9 protein-coding genes and 1 pseudogene are annotated in these 13,378 nt (G+C 73.5%); 6 read left to right on the top strand and 4 right to left on the bottom strand.

Translation table 11 applies throughout. The annotated features are described in order from the left end of the window. Both MXD60_RS17800 and bioA read right to left on the bottom strand, forming a co-directional pair. Positions 1-1,152 (bottom strand): annotated as a pseudogene (locus MXD60_RS17800) (hypothetical protein); the annotation flags it as partial. A gap of 361 nt (positions 1,153-1,513) precedes the next feature. Further along, on the bottom strand, positions 1,514-2,830 hold the full coding sequence (gene bioA, locus MXD60_RS17795) for an adenosylmethionine--8-amino-7-oxononanoate transaminase (RefSeq protein WP_248820444.1): 1,317 nt from the start codon (positions 2,828-2,830) through the stop codon (positions 1,514-1,516). 181 nt (positions 2,831-3,011) lie between these two features. On the opposite strand from bioA, the gene MXD60_RS17790 reads away from it, so the two are divergent. Together MXD60_RS17790 and MXD60_RS17785 are read left to right on the top strand one after the other, a co-directional pair. Then, the gene (locus MXD60_RS17790; protein WP_248820437.1) at positions 3,012-3,881 is read left to right on the top strand and encodes a rhomboid family intramembrane serine protease; all 870 of its coding nucleotides are present in this window, start codon (positions 3,012-3,014) and stop codon (positions 3,879-3,881) included. 86 nt (positions 3,882-3,967) lie between these two features. Continuing rightward, positions 3,968-5,290: an MFS transporter gene (locus tag MXD60_RS17785; protein WP_248820436.1), complete on the top strand. Its 1,323-nt coding sequence runs from the start codon at positions 3,968-3,970 to the stop codon at positions 5,288-5,290. A gap of 361 nt (positions 5,291-5,651) precedes the next feature. Here MXD60_RS17785 and MXD60_RS17780 read toward each other — a convergent pair whose 3' ends face one another. Further along, entirely contained in the window at positions 5,652-6,914 is a 1,263-nt protein-coding gene (locus tag MXD60_RS17780) for a hypothetical protein (protein ID WP_248820435.1), read from the bottom strand. Between the two features lie 631 nt (positions 6,915-7,545). Here MXD60_RS17780 and MXD60_RS17775 point away from each other — a divergent pair. After that, positions 7,546-8,241: a response regulator gene (locus tag MXD60_RS17775; protein ID WP_518468175.1), complete on the top strand. Its 696-nt coding sequence runs from the start codon at positions 7,546-7,548 to the stop codon at positions 8,239-8,241. Positions 8,242-8,259: 18 nt separating this feature from the next. Here MXD60_RS17775 and MXD60_RS17770 read toward each other — a convergent pair whose 3' ends face one another. Further along, positions 8,260-9,993 (bottom strand): sensor histidine kinase, encoded by a 1,734-nt coding sequence (locus tag MXD60_RS17770; RefSeq protein ID WP_248820434.1) that lies wholly within the window; start codon positions 9,991-9,993, stop codon positions 8,260-8,262. 844 nt (positions 9,994-10,837) lie between these two features. On the opposite strand from MXD60_RS17770, the gene MXD60_RS17765 reads away from it, so the two are divergent. The 3 genes from MXD60_RS17765 to MXD60_RS17755 all read left to right on the top strand — a co-directional run bounded on the left by MXD60_RS17765 (position 10,838) and on the right by MXD60_RS17755 (position 13,071). Next, on the top strand, positions 10,838-11,434 hold the full coding sequence (locus MXD60_RS17765; RefSeq protein WP_248820433.1) for a cysteine dioxygenase: 597 nt from the start codon (positions 10,838-10,840) through the stop codon (positions 11,432-11,434). Beyond that, a complete protein-coding gene (locus tag MXD60_RS17760; RefSeq protein WP_248820432.1) occupies positions 11,431-11,862 on the top strand; it encodes a rhodanese-like domain-containing protein in 432 nt (143 codons plus the stop codon). Before MXD60_RS17765 ends, MXD60_RS17760 begins: the two co-directional genes overlap by 4 nt. Before the next feature lie 840 nt (positions 11,863-12,702). Then, positions 12,703-13,071, top strand: a complete 369-nt coding sequence (locus MXD60_RS17755; RefSeq protein ID WP_248820431.1) for a WhiB family transcriptional regulator — start codon at positions 12,703-12,705, stop codon at positions 13,069-13,071. The last annotated feature ends 307 nt before the right edge of the window (positions 13,072-13,378 follow it).

Genomic DNA, 13,378 nt, shown 5'->3' with positions numbered 1-13,378 from the left:
CCGCGCCGCGGCGGCGCTGCTGGCGGCGATCACCGTGTACACGGTGATCGCCGCCAGCAGCGCCGCCGCGGCGCGGGGGGTGCCGACCAGGTCCCGGATGCCGAAGGGCCCCGAGATCCCACTGGCCAGCACATGCGCACTGGATGCGCAGAACCCGGCGATGCCCAGCCGCGCGGCGTGGAACACCCGCAGGTGCGGGGGGCGGACGGGGTCGGTGCGCCCGGCCAGCCAGCACAGCGGCAGACCGATCACGGTCGGGTACAGCGCGGGCGACAGCACGGCGACGGCGACGACCCAGGTCGCCAGCAGGTCGCGTCGGGGCGCCCGGGCGACGGCGAGATCGGCGTCGAGGCGCCCGGACAGGATGACCGCGACCGAGCCGAGGCCGGTGAACGCGGCGAACGCGACCACGTCCGCCCACCGCGGCGGAAGCTCGAACAGCGCCACCGAGCACAGCCCCAGCCAGCCCAGCGTGACCAGCACGATCCGACGCACGACGGGGACCGGTGCCCGCCACAGCGGCCAGCCCTGCCAGCCCCGCCCGACACGTGCCCGCAGCCGCCCGGCCGTGGCGGCGCCGCAGGCGCCCGCGGACCGGTAGGGGACCACGGGCGCCGCCGCCCCGGCCACGGCCACGTCGACCCATGGCGCGAGCAGCCGGGTGTGGGGGTCGAGGGTCCTGGCCGGCTCCGGCTCGCCGCCGGCAAGGCCGGCGAGGCCAGCGCGTTCCAGGCCCGCGAGCCGCCGCGGCGGCGGGCCGTCGACGGCCTGGGTCGGCACGAGGCCCGTGATCTCGCCGTCCTCGCCGTGCGGCCCGGCTCTCGCCCGGACTCGTGACCGCGGGCCGCGCCGGTGGCCGTGGCCGGTGCGCGGCGCGCCGGGCGGACCGCCACGCCGGCCGGGTCGGCTGCGCGGGGCCCGCGCCGGATCGGCGGGCCTGCCGTCGGTCCGCCGCCGGCGGACCAGCGCCGTGCGCGACCATCTCGTCACCCTCGACAGCCGCCGCCGTACGCCACGGGCGACACCCAGCAGAACCGAACCCGCGCGGAGTGGAACGCGCATGCGTAACGGCATCGGCGGATGGCCTTCCTCGTTCTCGTCCGCGGCCGCCGTAGCCAGCCGGAACCGCCCGGTGAATCCCACCTTCAGCATTGCTACTCACAGTGAATCATCGAGAACGAAGAGTACGAAGGCGTTCGGGAGATTCGCAACCGGCGCAATGGCGCGTCAATCTGCTCCGCGTCGGCAGGTGAGTCGCATTGACCGCCCGCCGGCCGTTCCAGAAATGGCACCTGACCTGCGACGACGAATGGAGCTTCGAAAGCCGTCCCGGACGTGCGACCCAGGCACCGTCGGACGACCGACACCGCCGAGAGACCACAGACGACACGCCCGGGATCCGCACTGGCTCCGCGTCCGGGACCACCGGAGGCCGGCCAGCGGACCAGCCGGGGACCAGGCCAACCGGAGGACCAGGCCAACCGGGGGCCCGTCAACCTGGGGGCCCGGCCGGTCAGGACCCGGTCGTCCGGGCGACCGCCTCGACCATCGCCCCCGTCAACGTGGCGACGTCGGCGGGCGCCATGACGAACGGGGGCATCGTGTACACCAGCCGGCCGAACGGCCGCACCCACACGCCGAGCTCCACCAGCAACGGCTGGATCACGTTCAGGTCGACCAGCTCGCGCGTCTCGATGACCCCGATCGCCCCGAGCACCCGCACGTCGGCGACGCCCGGCAGGTCCGCCGCCGGGGCCAGCCCCGCGCGCAGACCCGCGGAGATCTCCGCGACCCGCGCCCGCCACGGCGAGGCCAGCAGCAGCTCGACACTCGCGTTCGCGACCGCGCTGGCCAGCGGATTGCCCATGAACGTCGGACCGTGCATGAACGCGCCGGCCGGCGAGTCGGACACGCCGTCGGCCACCTCGTCGGTGCACAGCGTCGCGGCCATCGACAGGTAGCCGCCGGTCAGCGCCTTGCCCAGGCACATGATGTCGGGCGCGACGCCGGCGTGGTCGCAGCCGAACAGCTCCCCCGACCGGCCGAAGCCGACCGCGATCTCGTCGGCGATGAGCAGGACGCCATAGCGGTCACACAGCTCGCGGACCCGCGCGAGCCAGCCAGGTGCGTAGAAGCGCATCGCGCCGGTGCCCTGCACCACCGGTTCGAGGATCACCGCCGCGACCTCGTGGGCGTGCCGGGCGAGCAGCCCCTCGAACGCGGCGACATGGGTGTCCTCGCACGGCTCGTCGTAGGCGCAGTCCGGCGCCGCGGCGAACAGGTGCCGCGGCAGCAGCTGGCTGAACAGGTGGTGCATCCCGGCGTCGGGATCGCACACGGCCATCGCGCCGGAGGTGTCGCCGTGATAGCCGCGGCGAATCGTCAGCAGCCTCGTGCGTTCCGGCCGGCCCCGGCCCATCCAGTACTGCAGCGCCATCTTGATCGCCACCTCGACGGCGACGGACCCGGAGTCGCACAGGAACACCCGCCGCAGCGGCTCCGGGGTGATCGCCACCAGCGTCTCGGCGAGGCGCACGGCCGGCTCGTGGGTCAGTCCGCCGAACATCACGTGCGACATCGACCCGAGCTGCGCGCGGGCCGCCTCGTCGAGCACGGGGTGGCGGTACCCGTGGATGGCCGCCCACCACGACGACATCCCGTCGATCAGCTCGCGCCCGTCCGTCAGCCGCAGGCGGACCCCGCTGGCCGAATCCACGCCGAACAGCGGCGTGGTGGCCGCTGCCGGGGCGTAGGGATGCCAGACGACGCGGCGGTCGCGCGCCACGAGGTCGCCGCCCGGACCCGCCGGGGCGGCCGGGGCGGCCGGCAGCGCGGCGCCGGGGGGTAGGCCGGTGGGTCGGGCTGGGGGAATCCGGGTGGTCACGCCTCCACTGTCGCGTATGGCCCGCGCGGATGGCGAGACCGCCCGTCCGGGCTCCGCGCCCACCACGGCGCCGTCCCGCACCGGCCCGGCCGCAGCGGCGCCGGGCTGACCGGGCAGGATGGTCACCGTGGTCATCCCGATTCACGACATCAACCCGCTGAGCCGCCGGCCGCTCATGACCTGGCTGCTGATCGCCGTCAACGTCGTGATCTTCGTGTTCTTCGAGCCCGTGGTGAGTTCGGTTGCCGGGATCGGGACGTCGCCGGAAAAGAACGTGTGCCAGCAGCAGCGCTTCTTTCAGGAATGGGGAGCGATTCCCCGCGAGCTGGCCCACAACACACCGCTGCAGACCGTGAACTCCGGCCACATCGGGGTGGACCAGGACGGTAACCCGGGCTGCCTCGCGCAGTCGCCGGCCAGCTTCCGCAAGATCCCGGTGCTGTCCGCGCTGACTGCGATGTTCCTGCACGGAAGCTGGCTGCACCTGATTGGCAACATGCTGTTTCTCGGCGTCTTCGGCAACAACGTCGAGGACCGGATGGGCAGACTGCTCTACCTGCTGTTCTACCTGGTCTGCGGGTACGCGGCGACCTACGGGTTCGCCTACTTCGAGAGCGGTTCACCGAGCACCCTGATCGGCGCCTCGGGCGCCGTGGCCGGGGTTCTCGGTGCCTATCTCGTACTGTTCCCGAAGGCCCGGGTCATCGGCCTGGTCAGCATTCTTTTCTTCCTGCCGTTCTGGTTGCCCGCCTGGATAGTCCTCGGGTTCTGGTTCGCCCTCCAGTACGTCTATTTCACCGGTATCGGGGTGGCCGACGGCGGGGCCGTCGCCTATGGCGCCCACGTCGTCGGATTCATCGTCGGGGCGCTGCTGGTCGCGCCGTTCATCCGCCAGCTGCGGGCCGCCGGTCCCGCCGCGGGCAGCCGCGTGCCGCAGCACCGGTGGATCCGCGGCACCGGCGCCTCGACGAACGCCCGGCACCGACGCGGCTACTGACAGCCGCCGCGCATCGCCAACGTCACTCCTGAGCTGCGCATATTCCCTTGGCATCCGGCGGCGCGCCGGGGCACGCTGGGCCGGCCATGTCCGACCTGTCCCCGCCGCCGCCCCTTGCCGCGCCCACCACCGCCACCGCGGCACCCCGTTCCGGTGCGGATGCGCCGGAGCCGGCCGGAACCACCACCGGCAGCCTCTACCGGCGGACCCTGGCGACCCCCGGTGCCGCCCGTTTCCTTCCCGCGGCCTTCGTCGGACGCCTTCCCATCGCGATGCACGCGCTGGGAACGGTCCTGTTCGTCCAGGACAGATCCGGCTCGTATGCGGTCGGCGGCGCGGTCGCCGCCGCGGGGGCGCTCAGCGAGGCGGCGTGCGCGCCACGGATCGGTCGCGCCCTGGACCGGTACGGCCAGGCCCGCGTGCTGCTCGCCGCCCTGGGCGGCCACCTGGTGGGGGTGGCCGCGCTGCTGGCGGCCGTATGGACGGGCGTGCCGCGTCCGCTGTGGTTCGCCGCGGCGGTGGTCGCCGGCGGGACGCTGCCACCGGTGGGCAGTTGCGCGCGGGCCAGGTGGAGCGTGCTGCTGGCCGGCTCCACCCTGCTGCCCACGGCGTTCGCGCTGGAGGCAGCCATCGACGAGCTGGTCTTCATCCTGGGTCCGACCCTGGTGACGACGCTGGTCACCCTCGTCGCGCCCGCCGGTGGCCTGATGGCCTCGGCGGCGCTGCTCACCGTCGGCGTGCTGGGCCTCGTCACGCAGCGCCGCACCGACCCGGGCCCCCGCCCGGCAACCACCGCCGCACCGGAACGGATCATGCGCCGGGCGGACGCCCGCACGCTGGTCGCGATCGTCTTTGCGATCGGCATCGGCTTCGGCGGCCTGGACGTGTCCATGGTCGCCTTCGCCCGGGAGCAGGGCCTCGCCGCTCTGGGCGGGCTGCTACTCGGCCTGTTCGCCACCGGCTCGGGGGTGGCCGGCCTGCTCGGCGGCGCCCGCCCGCAGCGCCGCCCGCTGCGCGAGCGGCTACTGCGATCGGTCGCGCTGCTGGCGGGCGGCTTTGCGCTCCCCCTCGCCGGGGTGACGGTGGCGGCGATGATCCCGCTGGCCCTGCTGGCCGGCGCCACCGCGGCACCCACCATGATCGGCGTCAACGCGATGATGGTGCGCCTGGTGCCCGCACGCGCGCGCACCGAGGGATTCGCCTGGCTCACGATGGCAGTGGCCAGCGGCCTGTCCGTCGGCTCGCCGCTGGCCGGCCGGCTGATCGACCACGGTGGCGCCCGACTGGGCCTGGTCGTCCCCGCGGCCGCCGGCCTGTCCGCCGGGCTGACCGCGCTGCTCTGCCGCAACCGGCTGCCCGACGTCGACGCCACCGCAACCGCCGAACCGGTGCCCGCCGGCCACCCCTGACCAGCGCACCGCCCGCGATCACCCGCGCGACCGGACGCACCCGGCCGTACCCACCCGCGAGCGGGTGCGTCGTCGCCGGCCCTCTCCAGCGGACACGGTCACCGACCGAACCGGCCGACCGCCCGTTTGGTCCTTGTCCGCGTGACAGAGGGACGACGGTGGTCCCTCTGTACGGTTTCCCGTCCGTTTTGCCCGTACAGAGCGACTATGGAGACACCCGGACATGCTCGTCCGAGCCGGCACCGACCACGCACGGTCATCCCGGGTACCGAAAGTCGGCGGCTGGCGGAGCGAGGACCGACGGTCCCCGGGCGGACGGTTACCCGTCCGTCCGGGGATCGCTCACGCGGAACCGACCCCGTCAGGAGGCGGCGGCATCCCTGCTTTCCGCCCCGCCGTCGTCTGCCGGGGACGCGTCCACGGCGGGTGCCGGCGTGGTGTCAGCCACCGCGGCGGCGGCCACGGCGGCGGGCTCACGGCGGCGACCGAGCAGGCCACGACGTCCCCGCGGACGAGTCACGTCACCTTCCGGGTGCCGCCTGCGCCCCTTCAGGGCCTTCGCGCCACCGGCCTGCTCCCTGGCCTCAACCGAACCCTCAGCGCCAGCCGGGTCCACGGCACTACCGGCGTCCACGGCACTACCGGCGTCCACGGCACTACCGGCGTCCACCGCACTACCGGCGTCCACCGCACTACCGGCGTCCACCGCACTACCGGCGTCCACCGCACTACCGGCGTCCACGGAACCACCGGCGTCCACGGGACCACCTGAGCCCGCGGCGCCAGCCGTGCCCTCGATGGTCCGGGTGTCCGCCGTCGCCTCCGACTCGGTGACGCCGGTCATGGTGACCGAGGTGTCCGCTGCAGTGTCTCCCACGGCCGCGGTGTCCTCCACCGCGGCCCCCGCGTCGGCGGCCGGGGCCTGCGGATCGGTAGCGGCGGGCGCCTCGAGGCTCGGCTCGGTACCTTCCACGGGCGGCGCTGTCGACGCGGGCGCCGCCTCCGTCGCGGCGGCCGGCTCGCTCGGTGCGGCCGGCTCGCTCGGTGCGGCCGGCTCGCTCGACGCGACGGCCTCGGTCGGCGCGGCCGGCTCAGTTTCGGCGACCCCCTCGGTCGGCGCGCCATCGAGCGGGCCGAGCACGCTGTCCGGGGCGGCCTCGGCTGGTACGGCCGGGACCGACGGCGTGCGGTCTCCCTTGCGCTTCGCCGCCGGAGCCGCTGCCGGAGCCTGCGCTGCGGGGGCGACGTCGAGGGCGACGGTGCGCCAGCCCTCGAGGACGTCCTCGACCACGAACCCGGCGCCGGCCAGAGCCGTCCGGAAGCGGACCAGCTCCTGGTAGGACAGGGTCAGGTCGGCGGCGGGTGGGTCAAGCTCGCCCGCGTCAGCGTGCGCCGCGGGTGTGCCGGCGACGTGCGTCACGACCGACGCCGACACCCGGTAGGCGGTCCCGGTCGACGCCACGTTCTCGGTCAGCGTCCACGAGCGGCTGACCACCTCGCCAGCGCTCGGCGCGGCCCCGGCATCCACGGTTCCGCCGTCCACGGCCCCGGTCGCCACGGCCTCGGCCTGGGCCGCTTCGGTCTGCGCGGCCAGCAGCGTGGCGATCCTCGCCCCCACCGTCATGGGTACCGGGTGGTCGCTCTTACCCCATCGCACGGGCGCTCGTCCTCTCCATCACACACTCCAGGCATTGCGGTCCGACTGGCACCGGTGCGCCCCCGTCCATCACCCGCGCCGGCCCGCAGGTCCGCGGCGGCAGGTGAGGACCGCATTGTGGCGGACCGACCTGATGCGTTCCGCATCGGGGTGCGATTCGACACACCGATGACATAACGCCGCAAACGGTGACGAGTCAGGACATGATTGGCGGACGCCAGGAGAGTGTCCGATCGGCTCGGCCACGGCGACGGCACGGATCACCGCGTACGTCGTGCGTGTCGCCCGGCCACGGGTCCTCGCCGACTTCCGGCGTGGATTTCCGCCGCGAGGGCGTCACCATTATCGGGGAACTACAGATGGCAGTTGCATGACTACCTCATTGCCGGTGCGATGGTGCCGGCCGTTTGTGGACGCTCGTTCCGGGGGGCACCGTAGGCGGACCAGTCGGCACGCCGCCGCGCACCAGTGCGGCCGCCGGGCGTGTCCGCCGGGTCAAGCCAACCTGAGCAGCGCACCGCGAGCGTTATAGTCTGCTTGCTGCACGTGACAATCAGCGACGGTCTTCTTACGACAGTGCGGTCGGGCGGAGTCAACGGTGTCAGACGAACTGGCGGACGGTTCCGGCGTCGGTGACGCGGCTATCGCCGCGACGCCCACCGGAACCATCAGAGTGTTCCTTCTTGACGACCACGAGGTAGTACGTCGCGGGCTGCGGGATCTGCTGACCGAGGAACCCGATCTGGAGGTCGTCGGCGAGGCGGGCCGGGCCGACGAGGCAATGGACCGGATCATCGCGCTGCGGCCGAATGTCGCGGTTCTCGACGCGCGCCTGGAGAACGGCAGCGGCATCGAGGTCTGCCGCCAGGTGCGCTCGGTGGACCCCACGATCGCCTGTCTCATCCTCACGTCCTTCGACGACGAGGAGGCGTTGTTCACCGCCATCATGGCCGGCGCGGCCGGTTACGTACTCAAGCAGATCCGCGGCAATGCGCTGGTGGACGCCGTGCGCCAGGTCGCGGCGGGCAAGTCGCTGCTGGATCCGGCGGTGACGCCGCGGGTGCTGGTGCGTCTGCGGGAGGGCCCCGCGGAGGACGAGCGGCTCGCCGGCCTCACCGATCAGGAACGCCGCATCCTGCGACTGATCGCCGAAGGGCTGACGAACCGGCAGATTGCCAACCGGATGTTCCTCGCCGAGAAGACGGTGAAGAACTACGTCTCCAGCATGCTCGCCAAACTGGGTCTGGAAAGTCGCACGCAGGCCGCCGTCTTCGCCACCCGGCTGAATTCCTGACCACCCCGTCGGCGGGCTTCACCCCGCGGGCGGGAAATCCGACGGGGACAGGACACGCAGCGCCGCCGGTGGGGTGATCAGCGGGACCTGCCAGGTCACGGTCGTGCCGATGCCGTTCTCACCGGGCCCGAACCCCATCCGGCCGCCGAGGTCGACCGCGCGGCGGCGCAGGTTCGTCAGCCCGCTGCTGCGCGAGGCGCCACCCGGACCGCAGCCGTCGTCACGGACCTCGACGAGCACGTCCACGCCGGTGACCCGCAGCAGCACGTCGATGCGGGTCGCCCGGGCGTGCCGGGCGATGTTCGACAGCGCCTCCCGCAGGGCGGCGAGCATGTGCGGCCGGATCGCCGCGGGCACCCGCCGCTCGATCGGGCCGTCGACGCGGATCTGCGGGCTGATCCCCAGGGCGCGCTCCGTCTGGGCGGCTATCCCGCGGATCTCGGCCGCGAGATCCGCGCCATCCGCGTCCACCGAGGTGAGCGAGAAGATCGTCTGGCGGATGTCGGCGATCGTCTGGTCGAGTTCGTCCGCGGCGACGTGCAGCCGCCCCGTGGCCGTCCCGCCGACCGACCGGGCCAGGCTCTGCAACTGCAGGCCCGTCGCGAACAGCCGCTGGATCACCACGTCGTGCAGGTCCCGGGCAATCCGGTCCCGCTCCTCGAACACCGCCAGGCGCTCGCGGTCGCGGTGGATCCGGGCGAGTTCCAGCGACAGGGCCGCCTGGCCGGCGAACGCCGCCGCCATCTCCAGGTCCGGGCCGTTGAAGCTCTCCGACGAGCCCTCCGCACCGAGGATGAGAATGCCCAGCGCCCGTCCGCCCGCCATCAGCGGCACCACCATGGCGAGTTCGACCGGCGGATCGGCCCCGTCCGCGCCGAACAGCGGGCTGCCGGGGGGATCCGCGCCGACCAGCAGGGCCCGGCCGGTGCGCATGGCCTCCAGCAGCCGTTCGTCGCGGTGCAGCGTCCGGCCGCGCAGCGCCTCCTCCCCCGCACCGTCGATCACGCCGACCACGAGGTCGTCGGCGTCGCCGTCGGGCACGAGGATCGCGGCCAGCCGGGCGGCGGTCACCTGCCGGGCCCGGCGGGCCACCAGGCCGAGGGCCTCCTGGGGGTCGGCCACCGACAGCAGCGCCGTGGTGATCTCCGCGCTGGCGTGCAGCCAGGCCTGCCGGCGCCGCGCCGCCTCATAGAGCCGGGCGTTCTCGATGGCGAACCCGACCGCGGCGGCCAGGGCGCACGCCAGGTTCTCGTCCTCGCGGGTGAACTCCCCGCCGCCGCGCTTCGCACCGAGGAACAGAGACCCGAACGACTCCCCGCGCACCATGATCGAGACGTTGAGGAACGTGTCGAACCGGGGATGTCCGGCGGGGAAACCGACGGCGGCCGGATGGCCCGCCACGTCGGCCACCCGCAGCGGCCGTGGGTCGCGCAGGCTGTGCCCGATCAGCCCGCGCCCCTGCGGCAGCCGGCCGATCAGCGCCGGCACGTCGTCGGGGAAACCGACGTGGAACAACTCCGTGATCTCCCCGCCCTCACCGAGGACGCCGAGGGCGCCGTACGCCGCGTCCACGAGGTTGCTCGCGGCCTCGGCGATGCGGCGCAGGGTGACCGGCAGACTGAGTTCCTGGGCGACGCCGACCACCGCGTCCAGCAGGCCCTGCATCCGCGACTGCACCGCGGCCACCTCGTCGACCTGCGCCGACAGGCGGACCCGCAGATCCGCGAGGGCGTCGACATCGACATCGGTCATGGTTGGTGCCTCCTGCCGCGCCGCCCGGCCGCTGGACCGGGCCCCCGGGACGGCATCCAGCCAACGACGTGATCAATCCGCTCGCAGGATATCCACCCCAATTGTCCGGCGGAACACCCCTCCCGGACCGCCGCGTCCGCCGTCTGGCCAGGACGTCCGCGCCGCATGGGCCACGCACGGGCCGGCGGAGGTCGTACACTGCTGGCCATGGCAGTACCGCGCCTCCTTCTGCACCGCGACCGCGTGACGGACCTTGGTCTGGCCGTCAGCGCGGCCTGTACCGGTCGACTCTGAGGTTCCGCGGCGCTGGTAACCGGCCGGACGCGCGCTGAGGCCACACCGGCCGTCACCGATCTGAGGCGAGAACATCGGGCGCCGCGCGGTAGGGCGGTGGGGCGTCGAGCCCAGGGCGATCGCCGGCCGCGACGCCCTCCGTCCGCGGCTGAGCCAGCCGGCAGTACGCCCCGGTGCCTGGCCAGTCTGCCGGCGACGCCACTGGGGGCCGTCTCGGCCGCCGAACCGGTGCGTCACCCGACCGTTCGCGCGACCCGGGGTCCGCGATGACGGGCCGCCCACCCGTCCAGCGCGAGCGACTCCGTGCACCTGGCCCGCCCGGGTGCACCGCCGGCCAGGCACCGCGACGCCGCCTCCGGTAGCCGAGGTCCGCGTGCGCGGGCCGGTGTCGGCCACCGCCGGCGGGCACGGGCGCCGGCGGTGCCTCGCCCACCAGGACCCCTGACCCCGCCTGGTTTCCCGGCCACGCCAGCCGCACCCGACCGCTCCGATCAGAACCGGCTCAGATCCGCCGGGCCACGACCTGGCGCTCGTCCATCTGGGAGTACTCGTGCCTCTTCTCCACCCGGCGCTGCTGACCGGGCCGGCCCGCCACCCCGAGCCGGGCCTGCCGGCACAGTGCCTCAGCGACGAGCCGGGGCGGATCGAGCTGCCCGCGCTGCGGCGCCTGACCGCCGAGCTCGCCACCCGGACCGACGTCTGGCGGCCGGTGATCCGCCACACCGCCGACCGGCGCTGGTACACCCGGCTGCTGCTCTCGGCGACGGTCGAGGTCTGGCTGATCGGCTGGTACCCGGGTCAGCAGACGGAGGTTCACGACCACGGCGGCGCCCTCGGGGCACTCACCGTTGTCGAGGGATGCGTCGAAGAAGACCAGTTTGACCGTGACTGGGCGCTCACCGGGATACGCGAACACGTGACCGGCCCGTCAGCCGGTTTCGGCGCCGCACACGTGCACCGCGTCGCCAATCGGGCCGACGTGCCCGCGACGACGATCCACGCCTACTCCCCGCCGGAACTGCCACTGCGCTACAGCCCGCCGCTCGCCGCCGGCGGCGTCCAGCCGGCCCCGCGGGTGGGTGTCCAGGCACAGCTCCCGCCAACCCTCGCGGCCTGGCCGCCCGTCGGCGCGGGCACCACGCGATGACCACTGAGCGCACCGGCGCCGGGGCGGGCGACGCTGGAGGGAGCCGGATCGACGCGATCCTCGCGGCGGCACGGTCCCGGCTTCGACGCCTGGAGCCCGCCGAGGCGGCCCGGGCGCTGTCCGCCGGCGAGGACAGCGTCCTCGTCGACATCCGCCCCGCGGCCCAGCGGGCGGAGGAGGGCGAGATCCCGGACGCGCTGATCGTCGAACGCAACGTGCTGGAGTGGCGGTTCGATCCGACCAGCGACGCGCGGCTGCCGATCGCGACCGGCGACGATCTCCAGGTCATCGTCATCTGCTCGGAGGGGTACACGTCCAGCCTCGCGGCCGACGCGCTACGCCAGCTCGGACTCCACCGCGCGACCGACGTCATCGGCGGGTACCACGCATGGTCGGCCGCCGGACTTCCTACCCGGCGTGGGGAATAACACAGTCACATTCTTCGGCTCCACCGACGCCGGTTCACGTCTGCCACGGCGGCGGCGTTTGCCTTGTGGGGCCGTTCCCGCGGGCATGGCGGCCCGATGCCGCTACCCCGAACGGGGCCGCATCCGCTCGCCACAACCCCCGGCGACAGATGTGGTTCTCGACACATTTCTGACCCGAGACCCTCCCGCGGGGGCCCGCCGGACGGGGCTACCCACGCCCGCGGCCGCCCGTCGACCACGCCGACAACCGCGCCCGGCAGCCGACCCCCAGCCCGCGGTCGACGATTCCCGCTCCCCGTGTCGGACTCCCGACAGCGATCTTCGAATCACACGTTTGCGCTGTCCAACAACACTTCCGTGCCGACACCGTCGGCCCCCGCCCATGAGACGGAAGATCATTTACCGCTCGGGTCGGCCGCCCGCCGACCCCGCCCGGCGGCCGCCACCGACGCCCCGAACGCCCTTCCGACCCTCGTCCGCGGCCTCCGGACGTACGCGTTCCGGAACCCTTGCTATCCGGTCGAGAGACGTCTACGTTCCTCGGTTAACGAGGCGAGACGGGATCGTTTCCAGGCGGGGCCGAACTGGCAGCCAGGTAAATGGCACCGCCTACGGATGCCATCCCAGAGCACACGGGGGCTTCTCACCTCCCACCAAGTTGACCTGCCTGTCTGGGGTGTCGCGTTACGCCGGATTTGGTGGTCTGCAAAGCAACGTGTCCGCCTTTGCAACGTCAGCAGGAGACGGTATGCCCAGTCAGCTCAGTGCGCTATCCGCCGGAAATGTTGCCGGACCCAGCTCCCGTCCCACCGCATGCCTGTTCACCTGCGGCGGCGCACGATGAGCGCCGGCGTACCCGTTCTTCCCGGTCGCGACCTGCCGCCGCAGCCGTTCGGCGCTGGCTGGCCCGCGTACTGGCGCCAGGATGCCGGCTGCCGTGACGGCGACCCGGACGCCTTCTTCCCGCCGGACGGCCGCAACACCAAGGCCCGCGCCGCGGCCGAGTCCCGGGCGCGCAAGATCTGCTCGAGCTGCCCCGTCCAGCGGCCGTGCCTGGCCACCGCGATCTTCCGGCAGGAGGAGCACGGCGTGTGGGGTGGACTGACGTCGGACCAGCGGGCGGCGGTCGTCCCCCGCGGCCGGCTGGACGCCGACGACGCGCTCGCGTTCGCCGACCGCCTGCTCCTGTCGATCTCGGTCGCGAGCTGACCGCGCCGATCTCCGGGCACCACGTCTGACGGCACAGGGACGGCCCGGTTCCGGGGGCCCCACGGGCCTCGGAACCGGGCCGTTCCGTCATTGCGGCCGGCGCCCGCACGAGCGCGCCCGGTCACCTGACCCGGCCCCGCCCGCTCGTCCGGTGGGGACCTGCGGGACTGGCATGCGCGTGGCAATGGATGTCCCATTGACGTGCACAACCCGCCTTCGGCAGGCTGCGAAGGACCCACCCGCGGTGTCGCCCGCGGGCGGCCGAGCGCAGGAGGCGGCGTCAGATCGTGGAACACCTGGACTCGCC

Source organism: Frankia sp. AgB32 (assembly GCF_023243045.1).
Lineage (GTDB): Bacteria > Actinomycetota > Actinomycetes > Frankiales > Frankiaceae > Frankia.
The sequence above is the reverse complement of the archived record's forward strand: the minus strand, read 5'-3'. Positions and strand labels throughout refer to the sequence as shown.